Raw genomic sequence first — 21,622 nt, 5'->3', positions numbered from 1 at the left:
TGATGGGTGAGCCTAACTTTTACTTAAGGGAAATGAAAAAAGCTCCGCTTTATCCGCGGAGCCTGTGTTTTCTAATCTGCCGTTGGTCTTCTCACCGATATTCCACCGTCTCGCCGTTTTGCGGGATGTGCACACGATCCGCCAGCTTGTTCTCGACCACGTACTCGGATAGCTCCCTACGCGTGAGCAAGCAGTGATTCCACACTTCCATGTGGGCAACAAATACCTGGCTGCCAGGAGCATTTTGCGCCACCTGCACGATGTCCTCTTTTGTCATCGTGATCGGATCTCCCACCAGGAACTGAGCAGCCCCGCCGAAAACTACAATGACATTCGGATCAAAGATTGCGAGCGCCTGCTCCACCTCTTCGCACCAGATCGTATCCCCTGCCATATACAAGGTGGGCTCTTCCGCTGCCTGCAGCACAAAACCCGATACCGGTCCCATCTGCTTTCCAATTTCCCCCGTTCCGTGCTGTCCGCCTGTCCGCTGGAAGCGAATGCCTTCCCACTCCAGCGCTTCCTGGACGACGATCACTTGCTCAAAGCCGTGCTCGGACAGCTTTTCTTTGTCAGGGGGCTGGCAGAACAGCGGCAAATGCTTCGGAAGCTGTTTGATCGCAGCTGGATCCAAGTGGTCCCCATGCGTATGCGTAACCACAATCGCATCCACCCCCTCCAGTACCTCCTGAACAGAGATAGGAAGCGCTGCTCCCGGATTGGGACGCTGATTTGGCGTATTGGGCACGGCTGGCAGCTCTCCTGGTGTGCTCAGCATCGGATCCACCAAAAGCGTGTGTCCTTTATAGGTAACTCGCAGGGTTGCATGACGTACGAGCTGAATGTGCATGTTCGATCTCTCCTTTGCCAGTTATACTAGTATCACTACCCTCATTGTAAAACGGACGTGGCTGATGCCGCGAAAGAAGAGGCATCCGTTCGCTTTCGCCGTGAAAGGAGATTGTCATGCTCGATCAAACAGACCTGTCTATTCTCGATTTGCTGCGTGAAAATAGCCGACTTCAATGGAAAGACATCGGGGAACAAGTCCATTTGAGCGGTCAGGCCGTGGGCAACCGCATCAGACGGATGGAGGAGCAGGGAGTGATTCAAGGCTATACGACAAGGATCGATACCTCCAAAATACCAGCCGAGCCTTCGTTGACCGCGATTGTCTCGATGTTCATGAATACCAATGACCACCAGTCCTTCATTCGCTTTGTGTCCACTCGGCCAGAAATCGCCGAAGCCTATCGGACCAGCGGCGAAGGCTGTTACTCCCTGATCGTGCGTGTCAGGGACCAGACTGCTCTCACCGCTCTTTTGGATGAGCTGCTGCCTTTTGGCAATTACCGAATCAGCCTCTCCATCGGAAAAATCAAATAGGACAACGATTTCGACTGCACACATTTTCCGCATGATTATGGGTTGCCTGATTATGTGAACAGGAGTAGAATGATGGTTACCAAGAACGCAGGTTCTTGCGTTGCCAACAGAAAGGAGGAGAATCGCCATGGAAGACTTTTTGTTCTTGCTTTCCCTGGAGGATTTCTTCGCCTTGCTCGCCCTTTTTGTGGGGTGCTTCACCTCGATCTTTTACTTGAGAAGGTGTGCGTCTCCACGAAAGCCGGCTATTCAATGGCACCTAAGTGATGCTTATCAACCCAGCATTAATCCTGGTATGGTTGAAACTTATCCAATGGCGGCAAGGCAACCGCTGCGCACCCGATTATTCCGGCGCACGCAGCACGCAGATGGCGAACCTGATACATACGATCTCCTGATTTTTGGATAATCCGTTTGCTGGAACAGACCAAAAAGGAGGTAGATCTTATGATCGCCAAATACATCGGAGAAGCTTTATTATTTGCTGTTAGCCTGCCCATTTTTGCCTTCCAAACGGCAGAGAGCCTTCACGCACTGGCAGACGCTTTTGTGCAAATGACCGATTTTATCAACATGAAGTAACGTAGCGATGCAAAATAGCAAGCCTGCCCGTTTCGTAGACGGCCAGGCTTTTTTGTTGCTCTTTTTTCCTACTCCTCGTTGATGCGGTCTCCCCGAGTCGTCGGTTGGGAGATGACAAGGAATTCCACCGCTTCCGCTCCTTCGTTCCGCATCTGATGGGACACCCCTGGAGGAACCTCTACACCTTCCAGACTTCCGATGATATGACGAACACCTTCTACCTCTAGTACAGCCTGTCCGCTGAGCACAAAGAAAAACTGACGAGACCGCTCGTGGTAATGGCGCACCTCTGCCGTTTGACCGGGCATTCGCTCGTGGATGACACTCAGCTCCTGCCCTTTCACGAGATGCCAGCCATCACAGACTCCTCCCCAGATGTAGTGTTCTGCGTTTTCTTTGCTGATTTTGATCGACATTCCCTCCACTCCCATACACTTCCCAGTGAATTCCTGGCTGAATTGGTTTACGATTCGGTATCCTCATGGTAAAATAAGTGTAGGTCAACGAACAAGTTCATAAGTATTGAACACCGGTGGAGCCTGTCAACATAGGGTCCTTTTTGTCTTTTTTCGGAAGTCTGACAAAAGGGAGGCTATGTTTGCAGGCTCTTTTTGTTTTTTTATTCGATCCAAAGGGGGAAATCACATGCTCATTCTACAGCTCGCCGTGATTCTGATCGCTTCCAAAGTAGCGGGAGATATCAGTGTGCGCCTAGGTCAGCCTTCCGTTCTCGGAAAGCTCTTGGTCGGGATTGTTCTGGGGCCAAGCGTGCTCGGCTTCGTGACCCATACGGAAATCATTTCAGAGCTCAGCCAAATCGGTGTGATCTTGCTCATGTTCATCGCTGGTCTGGAAACGGACGTGCATGAGTTCAAGCGGACCGGAAAAGCCTCGACTTCTGTCGGCGTCATGGGAATTGTGGTTCCGCTGGCTCTGGGCTATGGGGCTGGACTCGCGATGGGACTCTCGTCGATTGAATCGGTCTTTCTGGGGCTGTTGCTCTCTGCTACCAGCGTGAGCATCTCGGTACAAACGCTCAAGGAATTGGGCAAGCTTAGCTCCAAGGAGGGCTCGACGATCATGGGCGCTGCCGTCATCGATGACGTTCTGGTCATTCTGGCATTGGCGTTTCTCATGAGCTTTACAGGCGGCGATATCAATCTGGGGATGGTGATTCTGAAAAAGATCGCATTCTTTGCGATTATTATTCTGGTGTCATGGAAAGTGGTTCCGTGGGCTCTCAGCAAGTTTGCCGCACTGAAAGTCACGCAATCCGTCATGTCAGCCGGCTTGATCATCTGCTTTCTGTTTGCCTACTTTGCGGAGTACACGGGGGTAGCTGCCATTATCGGCGCCTATATCGCCGGTGTGGCGATTGGTCTTACAAACTTCCGGGATGAAATTACGCACAAAGTGGAAACGATCGGCTACTCCTTGTTCGTCCCCATCTTCTTTACCTCTGTGGGAATCACGGCCCAATTTGACGGAATCGGGGAAAATCTATGGTTGATCGTCTCCCTCAGTATTCTCGCCATCGCCTCCAAGCTGTTCGGAGGGGCTGTTGGCGCCAAGCTGACGGGATTTCCATGGCGTAACTCGATTGCGATCGGTTCTGCGATGGTCTCTCGCGGGGAGGTTGCCCTGATCATTGCAGCTATCGGGCTGGAAAATCAGCTGCTCACCCAAGACATGTTTGCGGTGCTGATCGTGGTTGTCCTCGTGACAACCGTTGTAACGCCTCCTATGATGAAGTTCTTCTTTTCCGAGAAAGGGAGCCGTCATGATTCTCTGGCCTTGAAAAAGAACGCGTAAAAACAAATCACGCCCTCGCTGCACCTGCTATTCAAGCGGTTCAGTCGGAGGGCGTTTTTCCATTATAATGAAGGGGAGAAAGAAGGAGGTCGGTCGTCATGAAAATCGTCATTGCCCCTGATTCCTTTAAAGGAAGTCTCACTGCGCTAGAGGTCGCAAAGTCCATCGCCCTTGGGGTACGCAAAGCCATGCCGGCTAGCGAGATCGTGATCAAGCCGATGGCGGATGGTGGAGAAGGTACCCTGCAATGCCTGGTAGATGCGACAGGCGGCAAGCTGCTGTATGCGCCTGTAAAAAATCCGCTTGGCCGCGACATTACTGCCCCGCTCGGTATTCTCGGGGATGGCGTCACCTGCGTGATTGAGCTGGCCGCTGCAGCTGGTCTTTATCTCATCAACGAAGAGGAGAGAAATCCGCTGCATACCACGACCTACGGGTTTGGGCAGCTGATCCGCGCAGGGCTTGATCTGGGCTGCCGCCGCTTTATTCTCGGCATCGGTGGCAGTGCGACCAACGACGGAGGGGCAGGCATGCTGCAAGCCCTCGGCTTTCAACTGCTCGACCAGCTGGATCAAGCGATTGCTTTTGGAGGCGGCGCGCTCGCCAGGCTGCAACGACTGGACAACAGTCAAGCCGATCCGCGCCTCAAGGAATGTCAGTTCATCGTCGCCTGTGACGTCACCAATCCGTTTGTGGGTCCGAACGGTGCGTCTCACGTTTTTGGCCCACAAAAAGGTGCCACACCAGAAATGGTGGCCCAACTCGATGACAGTCTGCGCCGCTTTGCCGACCTGATCTACCAAACAGAAGGAATCGCGATTCACGACTTGCCAGGAACGGGTGCAGCGGGTGGGGTAGCAGGTGCCTTACTCGCCTTTTTGGGAGGCCAGCTGCAGTCAGGCATCCAGATTGTGCTCGAGACGACCGGACTCGCGGTTGCCTTGACGGGCGCAGACCTCGTCATAACCGGTGAAGGTCAAGTCGATTATCAAACCGCTCAAGGGAAAACGCCCACCGGAGTTGCACGGCTCGCCAAACAATCCGGTATCCCCTGTCTCGTACTGGCAGGGTCAGTTGGAAAAGACATAGAAGCGCTCTATCAGGAAGGCGTCACCGCCGTTTTTTGTATCGCCAATAAACCGATGACGCTCGAGCAGTCTATGCAGCAGGCGCCTGAGCTTTTGGCCAAAACCGCCGAGCAGGCCATTCGCCTTTTTTCCCATCGAAGGCTTTAGTGCTACTTGGTTTCCCGGTGTAGGGTGTATTTTTTCAAGCGTGGAGAGTACTTTTTCAGCTCCAGACGCTCAGGATGGGTGCGCTTGTTTTTCGTCGTGATGTAGTTGCGGTCCCCCGACTCTGTGCATTGCAAAGTAATATTGACTCTCATCAGTTAGCTCCTCCTTAGGAAGTCATTGTCTCTACGACGGTGTCAGCCGTAGGCAAAGGATCAGGAAGCAGCGACCAATCAGCCGCGAACTCCTCGTCAGTCAACAGGCACATCTGCAATTGGTCCTCGATCTGCTCCCGGTTCAAGTCGATGCCGATAAAGACAAGCTCATTGATTCGATCTCCATGCTCGGGATCCCATCCTGCTTGCCACTCTGGATCTTCAGCGAGCAGAATTTGTCTCTCGGCTTCCGGTAGCGCTGCTGTCCAAAGTCCGGCAACTCCCACCTCGATCGAAGGCCCCGCCTGGCTTAGCGTCATGGCCACATCATTGCGTGTCGCCAGCCAAAAGAAGCCCTTTGCCCGGACGACTTCTTCCGGCCATTGGGTGAGCCATTTCCCAAAGCGTTCGGGATGCAAGGGGCGTCTTGCACGAAAGACAAAAGAGGAAATCCCGTACTCATCCGTTTCCGGTGTATGCTCCTCTTTTTGCAGCTCGGCAATCCAGCCCGCCGACTGACTGGCACGTTCAAAATCAAACAAGCCTGTATTCAAAATTTCGTGTGGCTCTACCTGTCCCCGTTTGGAGCGAATCAGCCGGGCGTTCGGCTGCAGCTTGCGCAGAACTCCTTCCAGCTGCTGCAAATCCTCTGGGTCTACCAGATCGCATTTGTTCAGGATGAGAACATCGCAAAACTCGATTTGGCTGATCAGCAGATCGACCACTTCGCGGGTGTCTTCCTCCCCTACGGCCTGCTCTCTGTCCAGCAGACTTTCTCCCGAGGAAAAGTCATGCCAGAAGCGATACGCATCCACGACTGTTACCATCGTATCCAAGCGGCAGTGGGCAGAGAGGTTGATCCCGTTTTCCTCGTCCAGATACGTAAAGGTCTGCGCGACAGGTACTGGCTCACCGATGCCAGTCGATTCGATCAGTATGTAATCGTATCGCCCTTCCAAAGCCAGTCGCTCGACTTCTGTCAGCAAATCCTCACGCAGCGTGCAGCAGATGCATCCGTTGGACATCTCCACTACCTTTTCCTCCACGCGAGAGATCCCCCCTCCTTGTGAAACGAGAGCCCCATCTACATTGACTTCACTTAAATCGTTAACAATGACGGCCACTCGCAGCCCATCGCGATTGTTCAACACATGATTGAGCAGGGTTGTCTTGCCTGCTCCCAAATAGCCACTCAAGACCGTAACGGGTATCCGTTTGTCTGTCATTCTTTTACTCGCTCCTTGAGAGTTTTTTAAATCGTAACAATTACGATTTGTTGATTATCCTACACCCACCCAGATGCAGGTGTCAAGATAAAACGTAATAATTACGATTTAATTGTAACTTTATCGCTTGGCGAAACGCTGAAGGCAGGTTTGGCTATTTGTTATGGCATAAAAAAGGCCCCTTCTTCACATCGTGAAAAAGGAGCTTCCCTTCCTTCCGGAGATCTTGGTTCTTTTTAAATTACTTCCCTTTATTCATCGCAATCGCTTCCCCGTAAGCACTGATGACGGGCTGGTAAACGCTTCGTACGTTCAGCTGCGCTTGGTCTACGATTGCCGCAGGTCGATTGTCCTTCCAGGTCAGCAGGCTGTAAGTATCCCCCGTTGCATTTGGCATAGTTACCAGGATGTCTTTGATTCCATCCGGATTGCCATGTGTGATCGCGAGCTTTGGCATGTGACCGCTGTCCCGTTGACCTACGGAAATGAAGGTTTGCTGGTTGGACTCCCCTTCACGTACGACGACGCGAAGATGATCTGCTCGCAGGTTCATGGCGCTGCCCATTTTATCTCCGATCAAGAAGATGTGGTCCTTCACACCATCCCCTGTCACATCCGCGTACTTGGTGTCCAGTACATAGGTAATGTCTTTCCCCATGCTGAAGCCGCTGTTGACATCTACCTCCGTGGACGGCAAGTTGTCCCAGTCCGCCTTTTGTACGGAAACGCTGAGCAGCTGCGGCTTTTGGTCCACGACGTTCCAGACGCTAGTCGCAACGGCGATGCGGTCTTCCCCGTTCACGCCCCAAATGATTTGCTGACCTTTCCAGCGAAGATTGCCATTGGCATCGTAGTACGGGATCAGCTGGGCCAGCTTTTGCGAGAAACCGTTCATTTTCTTTGCCAGCTTGCCGTTTCCTTGGTACACTCCTTGTCGTACATATGTCGCTTTATTGGCAGACACATCAAAGGTACTGACTGCTTTTGTCAAACCGTTCGTCACATTGACCTTGAAGCCATCCACAAATTGAATCTGAAATGGAATGTTCGTCTGAGGCGGCAATAGGACAACGGATGCAAAAGACTGCGTGTTGATTGCTTTCGCTTGAACCGGATCAGCCCCCAGGCCCGCGCCAAAGAGAATTGCGCCGCTGCATGCGACAGCCACCAAAGATTTATACCATGCTTTCATACTATCGTCCTCCTTCTACCGGGTTCTTTTGTCTTTCTATTTCCAAATCGTTACACCCATGTATACCCTTCCCTTTCGTATTCTTAACGAGTGGGATAAGCCAAATGTTGCAAGTAATATTTTCCTGTTTTCTTCCTTCTTTTTTATCAGATGAGCCGATGCAGGCTTTCCTCTAAAAACGGATACTTCATAGCCCATAGGTCTCACCGGGGTTTTTTAACCGGTTTGCAACAACTTTATGAGTCTGTCAGGCTACAATAGAGTCAATCGACCTAAGAGCAGAAAGGAATCATCCTCATGAAAAAGGCATGGCTATACGCTGCCGCAATCACCTCCACGCTGCTGAGTGGATGCGGTCTAACCGATACGCCTAACGAATTGATGCGGGCACCTTCCGCAGATGGTGACCAGCAATCGATCAATCAGGCGGTAATGCAGTTTTTGCCGCCCGGCTCTCAATTGACTGTCCCCCTGCATCCCGACGAGTCGAGTGCCGTATCGCTGCAGGATTTGAATGGTGATGGCTCCCCAGAGGTCACTGCCTTTTACAAGTCGGAAAAAACCGACTATGAAATCGGCGTATTGATCCTCTCCCAAAAGCAAGGCAGCTGGTCAAAGGTAGCCACCTATACAGGCATTGGAAGCGAGCTGGATTACGTTCAATTTTTGGACATGACGGGAGATCACATCCCCGAAATGCTGATCGGTTTTGGCGGAGGTGACGATCTGAACAAAGAGCTTTCTGTCTTCTCCCTCGCAGAAGGAAACCTGCAGGAGCTGTTGAAGCAGACGTATTCCGTCTTGGCTGTTGGCGATATGACGGGAGACGATCAAGCGGAGCTCGCCCTCGTGATCCATGACCATAACAATCTGACCTCGCAGGCGCAAATCTACGGGGTGGCCCATGACAAATTCGACAAGATTGCAGAGCTCGCCCTCGATGGCGGGGTAAATGGCTATGAACAGGCATTGATCGGGAAAGCCTCCGAGAAGCAGAACGGATTGTTCGTGGAAGCAGGGCTTGGTGCGCATTCGGCGTCGACTGACCTGTTGCTGCTGGAGAACGGGCAGCTGCATAGCCCGCTGGCAAAAGTCGAGGGACAGATGGATCTGACGTTCAAGCCCTATCCGTTATACAGCGAGGACATCAATGGCGATGGGATCATCGAGATCGGCGTAAGTACGCAGCCCAAAGGCACGGACGATTTGCCTATGGTGGCCATCCCGTGGATATCGTCCTATTACCGTTGGGATGGAGCTTCCGGCTTGACTCACGTCGAAGACCATTACCAAAATTACGGCAATGCCATCGATTTTCGCATTCCCCAAAAATGGGGCGATCGTTACACCATTGAAATCGGGCAAGAGTCTGATTCTCCCATCATTCACCTACTCTATTTTGACGAGGAAACGAAGGCAAAAGCGGAGCTGCTTGCTCTGCATACGATCCCGCAAAAATCCTGGAGCCAGGTCGAGGACCAGCTCAAGCAAAAGCATGCTCCTTATGTCTTGCTGAAAGAAGAGGGCAAGCAGGTTCTCGTGGCGATTTCCCCTCAGGGAACGCCAGATCTGGACTCCGTCTCCTTGCAGAAGTACAAGGCGATGCTGCTGACACAGGATGAGATCCGTCAGCTTTACCGCCCGTTGCGGATTCCCCTTTAATCGGGGAGCGACAATCGTCACAAGCTATACAGGAAAGGAGCGAACACGATGAAAGTGCTGCTGCTGGAAGATGAAAAGTCCATTCGCGATTTTGTCCGCATCAACCTGAAACGGGAAGGCTTTGAAGTCGTGGAGGCAACGACCGGGGAAGAAGCGCTGGAGCTTGCGGACAGCCAGCAGAATTTGGAGATCGCGATCCTGGATGTCATGCTGCCGGGCATTGACGGCTTCGAGGTATGCGGTCTGCTGCGCAAAAAATATCCTCGCCTCGGGATCATCATGCTGACCGCCAAAAGCCAGGAGCTCGATAAAGTAATGGGCTTGGAATTCGGGGCTGACGACTACGTAAGCAAGCCGTTCAGTCCGGCAGAGCTGTTGGCGCGTGTAAAAGCGCTGCACCGCCGGCTAACCCCTGTCGAGGCTCCTGTTGAAAAAAATGAAATCGACATCCATCCCTTTACGTTGCTTTTGGATGAACGGAAGCTGATCAAAAAGGATCTGGAAATCGTCCTGACCCCAAAAGAATTTGCGATTATCAAGCTGCTGGCGGAGAATGCAAACAAAGCGATCAGCCGCGACGAAATTCTGACTGCCGTATGGGGTCAATTCTTCGTCGGCGACTTGAAAATCGTCGATGTCAACATTCGCCGCATCCGCCAAAAAATCGAATACGATCCCGCCCACCCTGCCTTCCTGGAGACCGTGTGGGGCTATGGCTACCTATGGCGAAAGGACGTTACCGATGAAGGGAATTAGGACCCGGCTGATTGTTTATTTCGGCCTGATCCTGCTCCTGATCGTTCTCGTGCTGGAAGGGTTGTTTTATTGGGCCGTGCACACGTACTACTTTGGCACAGCCACCGAAGCGTTGGTGACCCGCTCCACGACTTATACCAATTTTATCAACAAGTACGCTACCGGCTATCGCCTCAAAGACAAGGCGCGCTACATTTTGGAGAACGCCTCGAACGAAGAGTACGCAAAAATCGAAGTGCTCGATGCAAGTGGAAAAGTCATCTTGAACTCATACGGTTTTCAAACAGGAGAAATCATTGATACACCTGATGTTTCCGACGCTCTGAGGGGCTTGACGGGGGTCCATGTGGGGAAAAGCCCGCAGACTCGGGAACGCGTCATCGCAGTGTCCACGCCGCTTACCTTCCAAGGGGAATATGCCGGGGTCCTGCGCTATACGATTTCAGCAGAGCCGCTGTATCACGCCGTCAACCAGATTGCTTTGTACGGAGCTGGTGTCGGCGCGGGCGTGGTGTTCTTTGCCTTTGCCCTCAGCCTGATCATCGCCAAGCGCATCGTCGACCCGATCGAGGACCTGACCAAAGCCGCGATCCAAATGGCAAAAGGAAACTACTCGGCTCGTGCCGCCAAACGCTACGACGACGAAGTAGGAACACTCGCTGAGACATTTAACTACATGGCAGCTGAGATCGGGAAAAATGAGAAGCTGAAAAACGACTTTATCTCCTCTGTCTCTCATGAGCTGCGCACCCCGCTGACGTCCATCAAGGGCTGGGGCGAAACGCTGATCTCGGGAGGGCTCGAGGAGCCTGAAGAGACGATGCTCGGGCTGGAGGTCATCTCCAAGGAAACAGACCGCTTGATCGGGATCGTGGAGGAGCTGCTCGACTTCTCCAAGTTTCAGTCCGGAGAAATGAAGCTTTCCCTAGAACGCATGGATTTGCGGGAGGTGTTAGACGACGTTCACCTGCAATTCGCGATTCGCTCCCAGGAAAAACAGGTGGCGCTCCAGCTGGAGATCCCCCCTGCTCCCCTCGCAATCATGGGCGATTTCAATCGCCTCAAGCAGGTGTTCGTCAATTTGCTCGACAACGCCTTCAAATTTACCCCCCGCGACGGCACCATCACGGTAACCGCCACGGAATCCGGCGGCAGACTGATGATCTCCGTTGGGGATACCGGCGAGGGCATCGATGCAGACGACCTCCCGCATATTACCGGGAAGTTTTACAAAGGTCGATCCAAGCAGTCGGGAAGTGGACTGGGACTGGCCATCTGCAAGGAAATCGTCGAGTTGCATCGTGGGCGGCTGTACGTCAGCAGCACGCTCGGAGAAGGAACTACGATCACAGTCGAGCTGCCAGCAGCCAAGGCCATAAACATAGCGACAAAAGGGTAGGAAGAGCCGCGACTCTCCTACCCTTTTTGTTATAAGGCAAGCGACTATCTCTCCCTACATCTTGCTCTGCACCCGGCGCGCAATCGCGGTCACCAGCTTGCGCGGCGCCAAGCGAACGGAGAAGGTAAGCAGGCGATTTTTCCAGCCGGGAATGACCAGCGTCTGTCCCTGCATGAGCCCTTGGTAGCCAATCCTCGCCACCGTCTTGACGTCCATGACTCCTCCCCGGAACAGTCGCGAGTCCTGCAGGCTTGCCCTTTCTTCAAAGCCTGTGGCCGTCGCACCTGGGCAAAGCGCCGTCACGGTGACGCCGCTTCCCCGCAGCTCGTTTTCCAGCGCCTCCGAAAACGAGAGCACATACGCTGTCGTCGCATAGTAGACCGCCATCAAAGGACCGGACAGGAAGCCAGCGATCGATGCGACATTGAGGATGCGTCCTCTTCTTCGCGCCACCATTTCTGGCAAAAACAATCGGGTCAGGCGTGTAAGTGCCGTAATGTTTACCTGGATCATCTCCAGATCCTCCTGCTCCTTGCTATCCTGAAACAAGCCATAGCTGCCAAAGCCCGCGTTGTTGACCAGAATGTCGACCGCAAGCTGTTGGCGTGTGACTTCCTCGTACAATTCCTCCACTTGGTGCGGCTGTGCCAGATCCTTGGCAATCGCATGCACATCTACCCCGTACGCTTCACACTTGCTTTTCAATTCCTGCAGCTTATCTGCACGACGTGCCACCACAATCAACGAATAACCATCCTGGGCAAAAAGCTGCGCCAGCTCCCAGCCGATCCCGCTGGATGCACCTGTCAGCAATACATGTCCCTGCTTCATCAGCTTTCATCACCTATCGTTGTGAATGCGTATTTACACGCATGGTAAAAAATGGGACAACGTTTGTCAACTTGCTTGCGTGCTTCCCTCTAGATATCCGTTGAAAAAGGGAACGCTACGTAGCATTCCCTTTGTTTGCTTTAGAAACTGTTTTCAATAACCAGCTGGTCAAGTCCGAGGCGATCTGTTGGGTGTGCTTGTACGGCGGCTTTCCCGATGGTGAGCATTAGCGATGGGATATAACGGGACGGGATGTTCAAGGCTTCTACGAGCTTCGCTTTGTCGTAGCCTCCCATCGGGCAAGTGTCATAGCCTTTCGCTTTGGCAGCCAGCATCAACTGCATAGCAGCATAGGAGGAATTGCGGATCGCTTCATCGCGTGCCATTTCCGGATTGTTTTTATACGCATTCTCGACTTGGGAAATCATCGTATCGCGAACTTGCTGAGGAACCAGGCCCTTTGCCAGCGCCTGGTCGTACACGACAGTCGCAGCCTTGTCTGCTTCCAGATCTCCCAGTATGATGATAGTAGCATAGGCATCTACGACTTGCTGCTGGTTGTACGCGATTGGCAGAAGCTTTTGCTTGATAGCCGGATCGGTTACGACCAGAAAGCGCCAGTGCTGCAGATTCCATGAGGATGGCGCGCTAGCTGCCAGACGCAGGATTTCGTTCAATTCCCCTTGAGGGATCGCTACGTTCGGATCATATTTACGTACGCTATGTCTTGCTTCCATCGCCTGTTCGGCTGTTAATTTCTGATCTGTTTGCATGTGAGAGCCTCCTTTTGTTTCACACAGTTGATCTATTCAGTGGATATTACTTACTTTATTATAGTTAGGTATTTTTCGCAACTATACTTTTCAATCTCACTTTTCTATTGTTAGGAGGACAACAACATGACATTCACGGATAACATTGTCATCGTCACAGGTGCCGGAAACGGGATTGGACGTGCTGTAGCGACCAAGTACGCTGCCAATGGCGCGCATGTCATCATCGCCGAACGGAACCGAGAAGCTGGAGAGGCCGTCGCCGAAGCTATCCAAGCCTCCTCCTCTACTACTGGGTCTGCCACGTTCCACCAAACAGATGTCAGCCAGCCACCTGAAATCGAACAGCTGATGCACATGGTCGATGCGCGCTGGGGTCGATTGGACGTGCTGATCAACAACGCCGGGCTGTCCACCTGGGAATCCCCCTACGAGCTCCCTGTAGAAGCGTGGGATCATATCCTCAACACCAACCTGCGAAGCGTCTTTCTCGGCTCGCGGGAGGCAGCCAAAATCATGAAAAGACAGGGCAAAGGAGCCATCGTCAACCTGTCCTCTTCGCGTGCGCACATGTCTGAGTCCAATAGCGAAGCGTACGCAGCCTCCAAAGGCGGGATCCTCGCCTTGACTCATGCACTCGCTGTTTCCCTCGGTCCTGACGGTATCCGGGTGAATGCGATTTCTCCAGGCTGGATCGAAAATGGCGACTACTCCGCCCTGCGTCACGAGGATCATGCCCAGCATCCAGCCGGGCGTGTCGGTGTACCCGATGACATTGCCCGCGCCTGCCTATTTTTGACCCAGAAGGACAACGATTTTATTACGGGCACAGAGCTGATCGTCGATGGCGGCATGACGCGAAAGATGATTTACGTGCCATAAGCTAAACCAATGCCCCTCCTTTTGAATACCTTGGTAGTAACCAGAGACAAAGGAGGAGTCCCATGCCATTTGAAGAGGAAGACCTCAGACTGCTCGCTCTATGGCTGCTTGCCATCGGGTATCTGATTCTTGCCTTTACAGAATTGGCTGCCCTTTACTACTAAATTCTCAACGAAAAATCCACTCGCTCTTATGAGACGAGTGGATTTTTCAGTTCCATTATTTTTGAATCACCACGTTTTGAACGGCGGCGAGCCTGGTGCCTGATGATGAATCTGCTCCATGATCGGATAGCCGTACGCCATGACGATCAGGAAAGCGACGAGTCCAATCCATACCGGCCATCTTTCCAGCAAGCGCGGTACCTGCTGCTCTTTTTCCGTTTCCCCAATCGGATACTCGGTGTAGCCTTTTGGCGCGTAGAAGGTCAGGTACACGAGGATGAGAATCAGCAGGATCGCTGCTACAAACAGCAGTCCTCCGCCAAAAGCCATCACCCGTTGATAATCCATCCAGCCCAATGCCGTCGGATGATCCATGTAGGTCGTATAGTCAGTCCGACGTGGAGCTCCCGAGAGTCCCATTGTGTGCATGGCAGTTGACATCAGGAACATCCCTACTGCCCAGAATACGGTTTGGACCATCCCCATCCGATTGGCCGTGCGAGTGAGAGTCCGTCCTGTCAGTACTGGGATGAGCCAGAAGCTGACCCCAAAGAATGTAAGTGCGACGGCTGCTCCCACGGTGATGTGGAAGTGCCCGGTAACCCAAATCGTATTGTGCACGACCGCATTGATCTGGTTACTTGCGTTGATGATACCGCCTGCGCCGCCAGGGATAAAGAAGAGCATCCCGACAAACGGGGCGAAGAAGCGTACGTCTGTCCACGGCAGCTTTTTCAGCCAGCCGAAGAGACCGATTCCTCCCTTTTTGCGTCCCGTGGTTTCGAAGATCGCAAACATCGAGAAGGCTGTCATGAGCGATGGAATGACGACAATCAGCGTCAGTGTCACGTGAATCATTTTCCAGCCAGCCGAGATCCCTGGCTCCATCAGCTGATGGTGGAAGCCGACCGGAATCGAGAACAGCAGCAAGAGGATAAATGCGAGACGGCTGAGCGAGTCACTGAAAACATGCCCGCCGATAATCCGCGGCACACATACATACCACGCGATGTACGCCGGCATCAGCCAGAAGTAAACCAGCGGATGCCCGAAGAACCAGAACAAGGTGCGGCTCAGCATGATGTTGATCGTCGGCGAGATGCCCAGCGACCAAGGGATTAGCTGAAAAATAACCTCGACCGCTACGGGAAGCGTCGCGATAATCCACATCACAAACGTCGTGACCGACATGAACACAAAGAGTGGCGAAATCTGACCCGGGTGCTCCCGTTTCCATTTGCGATAGCTGGCAAAGACGGCAAAGCCTGCGAACCAGCTGCCGACGACGAGTAGCGCTGCCCCGATGTAGAAGAACGGAGATGCTTTCAGCGGAGCGTAAAACGTGTACAGGACCGAAGCTTCGTTCATCAGGATCGTGACGACAGCCATCAACGTGCCGACTACCATCAGGATCCAGCCAGCCCAGCCCCACCCGAGAGCCGTTTTGTGAAGCGATCCTCCAGTCGTGCGCGCTACACCAGTCAGAAGAAAGCCAACGATGAAAAACGTCGTAAAAATAAGTGCCATCAGCACACCGTGGGCCGTCAAGATCTGATAGTAATTCGTCCAGCTGGGAAGCTCCATGATCCCGCCGCGCACCATGCCCTGCACCATACCCGCAAGCGCCGCTAGCCCAAAGGCAATGTACGCCACCCAGATATACGACAATCCGAGACGTGCTGCCGGACGGGCAACCGTAGAAGGCAGTCTATCTGTATCAACCTTTCGTGCGATTACCATGTAAAATCACCTCGCTCTATTTCACGATGATCGTCGTCGCCATCACCTGATGACCGGCGCCGCAATATTCGTTGCAAATGATCAAATACTCACCTGGCTTGTCAAAGGTGTATGTCGCCGAGTTGATATGTCCCGGCATGACCATGAAATTGACGTTCGTACCAGGAATCTGGAAGCCGTGGATCACATCCGGGCTCGTCACGTGAAAATTAACCGTCGAGCCTACGGGGACTTCCATTTTGGTCGGCGAAAACCCAAACGCAAAGGCCGTCATGTAGGCGTCGTATTCTTTATCTCCTACCTGCTTCAAGCCTGGTTTATCAAAAGGCGGTGTCTCTGCTACCTTCTTGGGATCAATCATTTCCATATTGCTGGGCGGAGCCATCCCCATCGCAAATGCGTTCACGCAAAGCAGCAGGATAAACAAAGCCAACCCACCTGCACCCAGCATCAACCAAATTTTTTCAAACCGATGCAAATGCATACGTACCCTCCTTCGCTTCCCCTCTTATGCACGCTCTAGGAAAAGGCCAAAAACACCAAACCAACTGAGGAGAATGATTCCTCCGACGATCAGCACAGCGGCAAACGTTCCCTTGAGATTTTCCGGTTCTGTCTGCGGGCCCGTTTGCTTGTGACCCTTCTTCTTTTCCGGGCTGTTTGTCTGCGTCTCCATCGTGCTCTCCTCCTTTCTTTGTGCCTTTCATGGCGTCGTTCCTTTACGCCTTCATTCTATCCTGTGGCAGCGGCCGAAGTAATTCGGGGAAATCCCCTAAAGTGGGGAGAAAACACCCTGATATTATCCAGTTTCTGTCACAGGTTTGACACAGCAAAAAGACCAGCCCACAAGCATACGGCTGGTCTTCTGATAGTCGGAAGGATTTCAGGTAGAAAACTTGGTTCCGGCAATCCTTTTGGCGGAATCTTCGTTGCAGAACAAAAAACCGCCAGCCCGGCACGTTGGCGTGTGCACGAAGCTGGCGGTTCCTACCTGTTTTGATGACGAACGAAAGCTTTTCCGTTCTTACGTTACGCTGTATGCTTGCCTTCGAGCTCAGCCTCGATCTTGGAAGTCTTCGAGGATTCACCCATGCGCCAGTAGACGACGAGGCTCAAGGCAACACAAGCGGCTACGTAGTAGTAGAAGAGGGACTCGACCCCAATGCTCTTGAACCACAGTGCGATGAACTCCGCTGTACCTCCGAAGATCGCTACGGTTACCCCGTACGGGAAGCCGACACCCAGTGCGCGGATTTCCGTTGGGAACAGCTCGGCTTTTACGATCGCGTTGATCGATGTATAGCCTGTGACGATGATCAGACCGATCAGCATCAAGAGGAAAGCCATGTACGGGCTTTTGGTCTGCTCCATGAGCAAGAACAGCGGAACGGTAAACAGTGTCCCCAGAACCCCGAAGCCAATCAGCAGAGGGCGTCGGCCAATCCTATCGGACAGCGCGCCGGCAATCGGCTGCAGGATGACGAATATGAGCAAGGCGACAAAGTTAATCCAGCTGACTTCCTCTTTCGGCAATCCTACTGTATTCACCATGAATTTTTGCAAATAGGTCGTGTACGTGTTGAAAGCGATCGTTCCCCCGAGAGTCAGACCGACTACTGCCATGACTGCCTTCGGATGCTTCATCAGCTCTTTGAAGGTACCCGCCTTGTCCCGGCTTTTCGTCCCCATTTTCTCAAACTGCTCGGATTCGTCCATACTACGGCGCAGCCACAGAACAGCTAATGCCCCGAAGGCTCCGATCACGAAAGGAATGCGCCAGCCCCATGTGTGCATAGCATCTTCGCTCAAGATTTGCTGCAAAATAATCTGCACACCCAGCGCTACCAGCTGACCACTGATCAGTGTAACGTACTGAAAGCTGGAGTAGAAGCCGCGGCGACCTTTGTCAGCCATCTCGGACAGATAGGTTGCCGAAGTTCCATACTCTCCACCGAGCGACAGCCCTTGGAGCAAACGCGCCAAAACGAGAATGATAGGAGCAAAAACGCCAATCGTTTCGTAGCCCGGCGTACAGGCAATGACCAGAGAACCGCCGGCCATGATGGTCACAGACAGTGTCAGCGCTGCACGGCGGCCGTGACGGTCAGCGTAGCGTCCCAGGAGCAAGCTCCCGATCGGACGCATCAAAAATCCGATGGCAAAAACCGCTGCTGTGTTCAAGAGCTGACTGGTCGGGTCTCCTTTCGGGAAAAACTGGGATGAAAAATAGACCGCAAAGGCTGCATAAGCATACCAGTCGTACCATTCGATCAGGTTTCCGAGTGAGCCTTTAAAGATGTTGCTGGTGATACGCCGCGTCTTTTCGCGTTCGCTCAATTGAGCCATTGTTGTACCCTCCTCTTGTTTGCTTCGAACCTTCTGTGTCGGAGATATTGAAACCGCTTGCAAATGAAACAATACCTTTGCATGCGCAAGAGGGGCATCATTTGCTTTGAAAGGGATTTCATTTTCCCCCGAAACGGATTCGAATAATCTGAACTGTCCTTATTTTAGTTCGATCATTTTCCCGGTATCTATCAACTCGTCCCGAGTGGTCAAAAACGGCTGCTGACCTGCCAATAATCCCATTTGAATGGCGTTGATTAATATTCCTGATCGAGCTACTCTTTACCATAAGGGGGCTATTATGACTTTCACCATGCTACTGAGACTGCTGGAAAACATATCCGGGATCGCGGTGATCTCCCTCATCATCGGCCAGCTGGATTATTTTCGAAACATTGTGTACGGAAAAAACGACTGGAAGCGGATCGTGATCCTCTCCACACTGTTTGGCTTCCTATCTGTGATTGGAACGGAACACGGCATCCGCATCAATGATGCTCTCGCGAATACACGCATTGTCGGAGCAGTTGTGGGAGGATTGATCGGGGGACCCGTGGTCGGCTTGATCGCCGGTATCATTGGCGGTATTCATCGCTATTCGATCGGGGGCTTTACCGCTGCCGCCTGTGCCATCTCGACTGTTATGGCGGGCGTCTTCGGAGGAATGGTCAGCAACAAAATCAATCTGTTTCGCTTGAAATGGCAGCATATCGTGCTGGTCGGCCTTGTCGCCGAGCTGATTCAAAAAGTGATGGTGCTGCTCATCGCAAGACCGTTTTCAGCGGCACTCGAGCTGGAAATGAAAATCGCCATTCCCACGACACTCGTGACCGTGATCGGACTGTTGATCTTCACGCGTATCTTTTTGAATATGAAAATGATGCAGGACCAGTCGGGCGCTTTGGGTGCCAATCTGGCGCTGTCCATCGCGAGTCAGACTCTGCCGCACCTGCGGACAGGGCTGACTGTTTCCTCTGCGGGAAAAACGGCCGAAATCATCCGTGAAATCGCCATGGTCGATGCTGTCGCGATTACAGACCGGGAGAAGCTTTTGGCCGCGAAAGGCGCCGTTTTGGAAAACTATGTGCAAAAAGAGACGCTTTGCGTACAGGTGGCGGAATCTGTTTTGACGCAGAATGCTTTGGTGTGTCTGGACAAAAATCCATCCACTCCCCGCTCGCTTCGTCTAAAGTCGGTGATCGCCGCACCTTTGTACCATCAAAATCAACCGATCGGGACGCTGCAATTTTTCTTGAAAAGCGCTTCCTTCCAATCGTCCCAGACCAGCCAGAAATTGCTGGACGGCTTGGCCAACCTCTTGTCCGTCCAAATCGAGCTGGCCGAAATCGAGCATCAGTCCAAAATGCGGCAGCAAGCGGAGGTAAATGCCCTGCAGGCGCAAATCAACCCGCATTTTTTGTTTAATACGCTAGGCACGATCAGCTCTTATTGTCGGACAAACCCTGAACAGGCGAGAAGCTTGATCGGCAATTTGAGCGACATCTTCCGGCGCAATCTGAAAAGCAAAGGCAATTATCACAGCTTGCAGGAAGAGCTGGACGGAATTACGTCTTATCTGGAAATCGAGAAGGTCCGATTCGCCAACCGCCTGAAGGTGAACATGGAAATAGAGGAAGCCCTGCTTGATCGAAAGCTGCCGATCCTGACGCTGCAGCCAATCGTCGAGAACGCCATTCACCACGGCCTATTCCCCAAAATCAGCGACTGCGTCCTCACGATACGTGTGGAGGCATCCGGTCATGATGTAAAAATCAGCATCGAAGACAACGGGGTGGGAATCAGCGAAGAGCGCCTGGCTGAGATTTGGAATCATCAATCACGGGGAATTGGCTTGTCCAATGTTCATCAGCGGCTGCAATCCATCTACGGAAAAGAGTACGGTCTGCAAATCCAGAGCACGCCTGGCGTCGGAACGATTGTTTCTTTTGCCGCCCCGTTAACCGCTTCTTGAAAGGATGTGCATCCGTATGTTCTTGAAAACGATGATTATCGATGATGAGCCTGCTATTTGCTCCGAATTGGAATATTTGCTGAAAAAGTATATCGATATCGATGTGATTTCCATTCATTACAATCCGATTGATGCCCTTCCCCATATCGTCAATTCGGAGCCTGACCTGCTCTTTCTCGATATTCAAATGCCCGGGATGAGCGGCCTGGAATTTGCTCAAAAGTTGAGCCAGCTGTCGCGGCCACCGCTGATCGTTTTTTCGACTGCGTTTCATGAGCACGCGCTGGAAGCCTTTTCGACTCCTGCTGTTGGCTATCTCACCAAACCGATCCTGGAGTCGCAGCTGGATGATGCGATCAAGAAAGTGAAGACCCTTTTGCATAAACCGGACGGATACGAGCGCGCGCCCACCTCGGGTGACCCTGCAGGGGTGGGGGCAATTCTGGACGAGCAGGTCTGTATCCGCAAAAACAACAAGATCATCCCGATCCCTGTCAGCAGCATTTATTTCGCCTTTGTCCGGGAGCGAGACTTGTTTATTGCGACGAAGGACACCGTCGAAAAATGGGACCGCTCCTTAAATGAACTCGAGGTTATTTTAAACCGCTCCGGTCATTTTTTCAGAAGCCACCGGAACTATATTTTAAATCTGCGCCAGATCAAAGAAATCATTCCCTGGTTCAACAACACGTACTTGATCAAGATGAACGATAATAGCCAGACCGAAATTCCCGTCAGCCGAGGGAAGACGAAGGTATTTCGCAGCATGATGAATCTGTGAATCGCATGGCAAACAAAAACGGAGCGTAAGGCGGTCGAACCAGCCTCTTACGCTCCGTTTTTCGTGCAGGGTGCTATTCAAAATCGAGCCACCCTTTTTTAATCGCGTACCGAACCAGATCGGGCCGCGTACGCAGGTGCAGCTTCTCCATGATATGTGCCTTATGCGATTCTACCGTTTTCACGGATACAGTCAGCTGCTCCGCAATTTCCTTGTTGCTGAAGCCCTTGGCGATCAGCACGAGCACTTCCTTTTCCCGCTCGGTGAGAATTTCGTATTTCGCCTGTTCCTCGCCGCTTTTCACCATCTGCAAAAATTCCTCGATCAACGATTTCGTCGCAGAAGGATACAGGTACGCCATTCCCTTCTGAACGGAGCGGATCGCGGCGATAAGATCCAGGTCCGGAGCGCTTTTGAGGATATAGCCTGCCGCACCCGCCTGCAAGACGCGGAACAAATACTCCTCATCATCATGCATGGTCAGGACGAGCACCTGGATATCCGGTGCCGTCTCCTTCAGTCTGGCGGTTGCCGTCAAACCGTTTTCCCCCGGGGGCATGCTCAGGTCCATCAGCACGACATCCGGGTGGAGCTCTCCCGCTTTCTCGCACGCTTCCTTTCCATCTGCTGCGTACCCTACGACTTCCATATCCTCCTGGGCGTTGATCAGCATCCCCAGCCCTGAACGGACGATGGCGTGATCATCAGCGATCAGCACGCGAATAGCCATG

General features: G+C 52.5%; 23 protein-coding genes. 11 read left to right on the top strand and 12 right to left on the bottom strand.

Translation table 11 applies throughout. From position 1 onward, the window contains the following. Positions 1 to 91 precede the first annotated feature (91 nt). A complete protein-coding gene (locus EDM59_RS22435; protein ID WP_122925660.1) occupies positions 92 to 850 on the bottom strand; it encodes an MBL fold metallo-hydrolase in 759 nt (252 codons plus the stop codon). 116 nt (positions 851 to 966) lie between these two features. On the opposite strand from EDM59_RS22435, the gene EDM59_RS22430 reads away from it, so the two are divergent. From EDM59_RS22430 to EDM59_RS31635, 3 genes are all read left to right on the top strand, one after another. Further along, a complete protein-coding gene (locus EDM59_RS22430) occupies positions 967 to 1,386 on the top strand; it encodes an Lrp/AsnC family transcriptional regulator (RefSeq protein WP_122925659.1) in 420 nt (139 codons plus the stop codon). 127 nt (positions 1,387 to 1,513) lie between these two features. Next, on the top strand, positions 1,514 to 1,795 hold the full coding sequence (locus EDM59_RS22425; RefSeq protein ID WP_122925658.1) for a hypothetical protein: 282 nt from the start codon (positions 1,514 to 1,516) through the stop codon (positions 1,793 to 1,795). A gap of 38 nt (positions 1,796 to 1,833) precedes the next feature. Then, entirely contained in the window at positions 1,834 to 1,968 is a 135-nt protein-coding gene (locus EDM59_RS31635; RefSeq protein ID WP_258957775.1) for a hypothetical protein, read from the top strand. Positions 1,969 to 2,036: 68 nt separating this feature from the next. Here the strand turns inward: EDM59_RS31635 and EDM59_RS22420 are convergent, their stop codons facing one another. After that, positions 2,037 to 2,378 carry a cupin domain-containing protein gene (locus tag EDM59_RS22420; protein ID WP_183193009.1) on the bottom strand — a complete coding sequence of 114 codons (342 nt, stop codon included), beginning with the start codon at positions 2,376 to 2,378 and terminating at the stop codon, positions 2,037 to 2,039. 235 nt (positions 2,379 to 2,613) lie between these two features. Here EDM59_RS22420 and EDM59_RS22415 point away from each other — a divergent pair, with 235 nt between their 5' ends. Together EDM59_RS22415 and EDM59_RS22410 are read left to right on the top strand one after the other, a co-directional pair. After that, positions 2,614 to 3,780: a cation:proton antiporter gene (locus tag EDM59_RS22415; protein WP_092270693.1), complete on the top strand. Its 1,167-nt coding sequence runs from the start codon at positions 2,614 to 2,616 to the stop codon at positions 3,778 to 3,780. 98 nt (positions 3,781 to 3,878) lie between these two features. Further along, on the top strand, positions 3,879 to 5,015 hold the full coding sequence (locus EDM59_RS22410) for a glycerate kinase (protein WP_122925656.1): 1,137 nt from the start codon (positions 3,879 to 3,881) through the stop codon (positions 5,013 to 5,015). Positions 5,016 to 5,017: 2 nt separating this feature from the next. Here the strand turns inward: EDM59_RS22410 and rpmG are convergent, their stop codons facing one another. The 3 genes from rpmG to EDM59_RS22395 form a co-directional block, all read right to left on the bottom strand. Next, entirely contained in the window at positions 5,018 to 5,167 is a 150-nt protein-coding gene (gene rpmG, locus EDM59_RS22405; protein ID WP_122925655.1) for a 50S ribosomal protein L33, read from the bottom strand. A 14-nt stretch (positions 5,168 to 5,181) separates the two neighbouring features. Then, positions 5,182 to 6,393, bottom strand: coding sequence for a GTP-binding protein (locus EDM59_RS22400; protein ID WP_122925654.1), 1,212 nt, complete (start codon positions 6,391 to 6,393; stop codon positions 5,182 to 5,184). A gap of 241 nt (positions 6,394 to 6,634) precedes the next feature. After that, a complete protein-coding gene (locus EDM59_RS22395) occupies positions 6,635 to 7,585 on the bottom strand; it encodes a hypothetical protein (RefSeq protein WP_122925653.1) in 951 nt (316 codons plus the stop codon). A 297-nt stretch (positions 7,586 to 7,882) separates the two neighbouring features. On the opposite strand from EDM59_RS22395, the gene EDM59_RS22390 reads away from it, so the two are divergent. The 3 genes from EDM59_RS22390 to EDM59_RS22380 are packed head-to-tail and all read left to right on the top strand — an operon-like array spanning position 7,883 to position 11,402. Then, the gene (locus EDM59_RS22390) at positions 7,883 to 9,247 is read left to right on the top strand and encodes a VCBS repeat-containing protein (RefSeq protein WP_122925652.1); all 1,365 of its coding nucleotides are present in this window, start codon (positions 7,883 to 7,885) and stop codon (positions 9,245 to 9,247) included. Positions 9,248 to 9,295: 48 nt separating this feature from the next. After that, positions 9,296 to 10,003, top strand: coding sequence for a response regulator transcription factor (locus EDM59_RS22385; RefSeq protein ID WP_122925651.1), 708 nt, complete (start codon positions 9,296 to 9,298; stop codon positions 10,001 to 10,003). Beyond that, on the top strand, positions 9,990 to 11,402 hold the full coding sequence (locus EDM59_RS22380; RefSeq protein ID WP_122925650.1) for an ATP-binding protein: 1,413 nt from the start codon (positions 9,990 to 9,992) through the stop codon (positions 11,400 to 11,402). Before EDM59_RS22385 ends, EDM59_RS22380 begins: the two co-directional genes overlap by 14 nt. A gap of 54 nt (positions 11,403 to 11,456) precedes the next feature. On the opposite strand, the gene EDM59_RS22375 is transcribed toward EDM59_RS22380, so the two are convergent. Beyond that, positions 11,457 to 12,233 (bottom strand): SDR family NAD(P)-dependent oxidoreductase, encoded by a 777-nt coding sequence (locus tag EDM59_RS22375; protein ID WP_122925649.1) that lies wholly within the window; start codon positions 12,231 to 12,233, stop codon positions 11,457 to 11,459. A 140-nt stretch (positions 12,234 to 12,373) separates the two neighbouring features. Next, a complete protein-coding gene (locus tag EDM59_RS22370; protein WP_122925648.1) occupies positions 12,374 to 13,006 on the bottom strand; it encodes a nitroreductase family protein in 633 nt (210 codons plus the stop codon). 126 nt (positions 13,007 to 13,132) lie between these two features. Between EDM59_RS22370 and EDM59_RS22365 the strand changes: the two genes are divergently transcribed. Further along, positions 13,133 to 13,888, top strand: a complete 756-nt coding sequence (locus EDM59_RS22365) for an SDR family NAD(P)-dependent oxidoreductase (RefSeq protein ID WP_122925647.1) — start codon at positions 13,133 to 13,135, stop codon at positions 13,886 to 13,888. A gap of 230 nt (positions 13,889 to 14,118) precedes the next feature. Here EDM59_RS22365 and EDM59_RS22360 read toward each other — a convergent pair whose 3' ends face one another. From EDM59_RS22360 to EDM59_RS22345, 4 genes are all read right to left on the bottom strand, one after another. Continuing rightward, positions 14,119 to 15,792 (bottom strand): b(o/a)3-type cytochrome-c oxidase subunit 1, encoded by a 1,674-nt coding sequence (locus EDM59_RS22360; RefSeq protein ID WP_122925646.1) that lies wholly within the window; start codon positions 15,790 to 15,792, stop codon positions 14,119 to 14,121. A 16-nt stretch (positions 15,793 to 15,808) separates the two neighbouring features. Further along, positions 15,809 to 16,276 carry a cytochrome c oxidase subunit II gene (locus tag EDM59_RS22355; RefSeq protein WP_122925645.1) on the bottom strand — a complete coding sequence of 156 codons (468 nt, stop codon included), beginning with the start codon at positions 16,274 to 16,276 and terminating at the stop codon, positions 15,809 to 15,811. Positions 16,277 to 16,300: 24 nt separating this feature from the next. Next, a complete protein-coding gene (locus EDM59_RS22350) occupies positions 16,301 to 16,468 on the bottom strand; it encodes a cytochrome c oxidase subunit 2A (RefSeq protein ID WP_122925644.1) in 168 nt (55 codons plus the stop codon). 353 nt (positions 16,469 to 16,821) lie between these two features. Then, complete coding sequence (locus tag EDM59_RS22345) at positions 16,822 to 18,138, bottom strand: MFS transporter (RefSeq protein ID WP_122925643.1); 1,317 nt, start codon at positions 18,136 to 18,138, stop codon at positions 16,822 to 16,824. Between the two features lie 301 nt (positions 18,139 to 18,439). On the opposite strand from EDM59_RS22345, the gene EDM59_RS22340 reads away from it, so the two are divergent. Both EDM59_RS22340 and EDM59_RS22335 read left to right on the top strand, forming a co-directional pair. Then, entirely contained in the window at positions 18,440 to 20,110 is a 1,671-nt protein-coding gene (locus tag EDM59_RS22340) for a LytS/YhcK type 5TM receptor domain-containing protein (RefSeq protein ID WP_122925642.1), read from the top strand. A gap of 16 nt (positions 20,111 to 20,126) precedes the next feature. Further along, a complete protein-coding gene (locus EDM59_RS22335; protein WP_122925641.1) occupies positions 20,127 to 20,891 on the top strand; it encodes a LytR/AlgR family response regulator transcription factor in 765 nt (254 codons plus the stop codon). A 73-nt stretch (positions 20,892 to 20,964) separates the two neighbouring features. Here the strand turns inward: EDM59_RS22335 and EDM59_RS22330 are convergent, their stop codons facing one another. Beyond that, complete coding sequence (locus tag EDM59_RS22330; RefSeq protein WP_122925640.1) at positions 20,965 to 21,621, bottom strand: response regulator; 657 nt, start codon at positions 21,619 to 21,621, stop codon at positions 20,965 to 20,967. Position 21,622: the final 1 nt, after the last annotated feature.

This window comes from Brevibacillus nitrificans, from assembly GCF_003710965.1.
Classification (GTDB): Bacteria; Bacillota; Bacilli; order Brevibacillales; family Brevibacillaceae; genus Brevibacillus; species Brevibacillus centrosporus.
This window is presented reverse-complemented; position numbering and strand designations above follow the sequence as displayed.

Bases quoted from the DNA above. Each gene is read 5' to 3' on its own strand.
- EDM59_RS22400 (WP_122925654.1), bottom strand. From the start codon at position 6,393: ATGACAGACAAACGGATACCCGTTACGGTCTTGAGTGGCTATTTGGGA.
- EDM59_RS22380 (WP_122925650.1), top strand. From the start codon at position 9,990: ATGAAGGGAATTAGGACCCGGCTGATTGTTTATTTCGGCCTGATCCTG.
- EDM59_RS22350 (WP_122925644.1), bottom strand. From the start codon at position 16,468: ATGGAGACGCAGACAAACAGCCCGGAAAAGAAGAAGGGTCACAAGCAA.
- EDM59_RS22390 (WP_122925652.1), top strand. From the start codon at position 7,883: ATGAAAAAGGCATGGCTATACGCTGCCGCAATCACCTCCACGCTGCTG.
- EDM59_RS22330 (WP_122925640.1), bottom strand. From the start codon at position 21,621: ATGGCTATTCGCGTGCTGATCGCTGATGATCACGCCATCGTCCGTTCA.
- EDM59_RS22370 (WP_122925648.1), bottom strand. From the start codon at position 13,006: ATGCAAACAGATCAGAAATTAACAGCCGAACAGGCGATGGAAGCAAGA.
- EDM59_RS22430 (WP_122925659.1), top strand. From the start codon at position 967: ATGCTCGATCAAACAGACCTGTCTATTCTCGATTTGCTGCGTGAAAAT.
- EDM59_RS22335 (WP_122925641.1), top strand. From the start codon at position 20,127: ATGTTCTTGAAAACGATGATTATCGATGATGAGCCTGCTATTTGCTCC.
- EDM59_RS22435 (WP_122925660.1), bottom strand. From the start codon at position 850: ATGCACATTCAGCTCGTACGTCATGCAACCCTGCGAGTTACCTATAAA.
- EDM59_RS31635 (WP_258957775.1), top strand. From the start codon at position 1,834: ATGATCGCCAAATACATCGGAGAAGCTTTATTATTTGCTGTTAGCCTG.
- EDM59_RS22395 (WP_122925653.1), bottom strand. From the start codon at position 7,585: ATGAAAGCATGGTATAAATCTTTGGTGGCTGTCGCATGCAGCGGCGCA.
- EDM59_RS22415 (WP_092270693.1), top strand. From the start codon at position 2,614: ATGCTCATTCTACAGCTCGCCGTGATTCTGATCGCTTCCAAAGTAGCG.
- EDM59_RS22345 (WP_122925643.1), bottom strand. From the start codon at position 18,138: ATGGCTCAATTGAGCGAACGCGAAAAGACGCGGCGTATCACCAGCAAC.
- EDM59_RS22425 (WP_122925658.1), top strand. From the start codon at position 1,514: ATGGAAGACTTTTTGTTCTTGCTTTCCCTGGAGGATTTCTTCGCCTTG.
- EDM59_RS22385 (WP_122925651.1), top strand. From the start codon at position 9,296: ATGAAAGTGCTGCTGCTGGAAGATGAAAAGTCCATTCGCGATTTTGTC.
- EDM59_RS22360 (WP_122925646.1), bottom strand. From the start codon at position 15,792: ATGGTAATCGCACGAAAGGTTGATACAGATAGACTGCCTTCTACGGTT.
- EDM59_RS22410 (WP_122925656.1), top strand. From the start codon at position 3,879: ATGAAAATCGTCATTGCCCCTGATTCCTTTAAAGGAAGTCTCACTGCG.
- EDM59_RS22340 (WP_122925642.1), top strand. From the start codon at position 18,440: ATGACTTTCACCATGCTACTGAGACTGCTGGAAAACATATCCGGGATC.
- EDM59_RS22355 (WP_122925645.1), bottom strand. From the start codon at position 16,276: ATGCATTTGCATCGGTTTGAAAAAATTTGGTTGATGCTGGGTGCAGGT.
- EDM59_RS22365 (WP_122925647.1), top strand. From the start codon at position 13,133: ATGACATTCACGGATAACATTGTCATCGTCACAGGTGCCGGAAACGGG.
- EDM59_RS22375 (WP_122925649.1), bottom strand. From the start codon at position 12,233: ATGAAGCAGGGACATGTATTGCTGACAGGTGCATCCAGCGGGATCGGC.
- rpmG (WP_122925655.1), bottom strand. From the start codon at position 5,167: ATGAGAGTCAATATTACTTTGCAATGCACAGAGTCGGGGGACCGCAAC.